Genomic DNA, 1,636 nt, shown 5'->3' with positions numbered 1-1,636 from the left:
CGTCCCCATATCAGATACTGAAATTTTTCCTGCATGCGCCAGACGGTCCAGCGCCCGATAAATGGTAGAGGGATTTACAGACTGAAATCCGGGATGAAGCGCTTCATATACTTCATGCGCTTTAAGATGAGAATTATTTTCATCCAGTAATTTTAAAATCGCATATTCAATGGAAGATGACTTCATGTTTCGTCCCTTATGAAATTCAATTGGTATATATTGATTTAAGGTATTCTTTTTTTTCTGAAAACAATAAAATTATTATTATTCGCATTTTCACTGTAAAGCATTATAATCTGTTTTATTTTATGTGCACGTAGGTGTAACATTCTTTCTGTAAATTGCTGAACCTTAACAAAAATGGTGAGTCAGAAGTATCCTTAAACGGCGACCAAACCAAATAAGGAGAACCCAATGACTCACCAAAATGATTATAGCCTGTCTCCCGAATTAGTAGCGGAGATTACCCAGAATGGACTTCAAGCAGTACCAGAGATGTTACGGGTGCTGCTCAACAACCTCATGCAAGCAGAGCGTGCAGAATACTTGCATGCCGATAAGTACGAACGAACCGCGGAACGGCTGGGACACGCCAACGGCTTCAAACCCAAGACAGTCAAAACACGAGTGGGCGAAGTGACGTTTGCCATTCCCCAGGTACGGGAAGGAGGTTTTTATCCGACCGCACTGGAAAAAGGGCTGCGCAGTGAGCGAGCCTTGACGACCACCCTGGCGGAGATGTACGTGATGGGGGTCTCAACCCGCAAGGTGAAAGACATCACCAGGCAGTTATGTGGTTTTGAGATTTCCGCCGAACAGGTCAGCCGGGCCACCGCACAATTGGATCAGACCTTACAAGAGTGGCGCGATCGACCGCTTGGAGAGATAACGTACCTGTATCTGGACGCTCGTTATGAGAAAGTGCGTGAAAACAGCCAAATTCGGGATGCGGCGGTCTTGATTGCCACCGGGATCACCCCTCAAGGCGAGCGACAAGTCTTAGGGGTTTCTGTCTCTCTGAGTGAACAAGAAGCCCATTGGAGAGACTTTCTGAAAAGCTTGAAAGATCGGGGGTTGAATGGAGTGAAACTGATCATCAGTGACAGCCATGAGGGCCTGGGAGCCGCGAGAAGAGCTGTTTTCGGGAGTATTCCCTGGCAACGATGTCAATTCCATTTGCAGCAGAATGCAAGTTCTTACGTTCCCAGACAATCCATGAAAGCCGAAGTGGCCGCTGACATCCGGGCGATTTTCAATGCAGCTGATCGGAATACTGCTGAAAAGGGCTTGCAAGTAGCTGTGCAGAAATATGCGATCTCTGCTCCTCGGCTTTCTGCTTGGATGGAAGGAAACCTGGCAGAAGGATTTACAGTGTTTAATTTCCCACTGGAACATCGCAGGTCGATCCGGACGACGAATAGCCTGGAGCGCGTGAACAAAGAGATCAAGCGTCGCACCAGGGTGGTTGGCGTTTTCCCAAATGAAGCGTCCTGTTTACGGTTGGTGACGGCGCTGTTGATGGAAACCAGCGAAGAATGGCAGATTGGGAAAAGGTATTGTTTTGCTAAATCCGTGGATTGTTAAAGAAACATGGATATTTCTGACTCGAATTTACAGAAAAAAGGTTGCGTAATCT

At 46.8% G+C, this 1,636-nt stretch carries 2 protein-coding genes; one reads left to right on the top strand and one right to left on the bottom strand.

Annotation, left to right across the window (positions count from 1 at the left end; genetic code table 11):
- The coding region (locus tag VIS94_17900) for a transcriptional repressor (GenBank protein HEY9162952.1) at nucleotides 1–186 on the bottom strand (186 nt) is incomplete at its 3' end.
- Between the two features lie 228 nt (nucleotides 187–414).
- Here VIS94_17900 and VIS94_17895 point away from each other — a divergent pair.
- Nucleotides 415–1,584 carry an IS256 family transposase gene (locus tag VIS94_17895; protein HEY9162951.1) on the top strand — a complete coding sequence of 390 codons (1,170 nt, stop codon included), beginning with the start codon at nucleotides 415–417 and terminating at the stop codon, nucleotides 1,582–1,584.
- The last annotated feature ends 52 nt before the right edge of the window (nucleotides 1,585–1,636 follow it).

Source organism: Desulfomonilia bacterium, from assembly GCA_036567785.1.
GTDB lineage: Bacteria > Desulfobacterota > Desulfomonilia > UBA1062 > UBA1062 > DATCTV01.
The sequence above is the reverse complement of the archived record's forward strand: the minus strand, read 5'-3'. Positions and strand labels throughout refer to the sequence as shown.

What these genes read in the sequence shown, in the direction of transcription:
- VIS94_17895 (HEY9162951.1), top strand. Translation starts at nt 415, where the DNA reads ATGACTCACCAAAATGATTATAGCCTGTCTCCCGAATTAGTAGCGGAG.